This window comes from Alkalibacterium sp. s-m-28, from assembly GCF_054658175.1.
The window spans coordinates 1-382 of sequence record NZ_BAAGIQ010000298.1 but is presented as its reverse complement, the minus strand read 5'-3'; the positions used below and the strand labels follow the sequence as shown (position 1 = coordinate 382).

Annotated in this window: 1 protein-coding gene; it reads left to right on the top strand. The window is 47.1% G+C overall.

The window, feature by feature from the left end; translation table 11 throughout:
• Positions 1-382 (top strand): LysM peptidoglycan-binding domain-containing protein (locus ACYQ4S_RS12410; protein WP_459771484.1); only part of this gene is annotated, 382 nt, incomplete at both ends.

Below are 382 nucleotides of genomic sequence, written 5' to 3'. Positions count from 1 at the left end.
TTCGAATTGGTCAACGATTGGTTGTGGGTGAAGCACAGGTAACACCGACACCGGCACCAGCACCGACACCGACACCTGTGTCAAACCAAAGAACACATACGGTTGTACGTGGGGACACCTTGTCACACATTGCCGTTGCAAACAACACGACCGTCGCTAACTTAAGACGTTTAAACAATTTAAGTAGTGACGTGATTCGAATTGGTCAACGATTGGTTGTGGGTGAAGCACAGGTAACACCGACACCGGCACCAGCACCAACACCTGTGTCAAACCAAAGAACACATACGGTTGTACGTGGGGACACCTTGTCACATATTGCCGTTGCAAACAATACAACGGTAGCTAACTTAAGACGTTTAAACAATTTAAGTAGTGACGT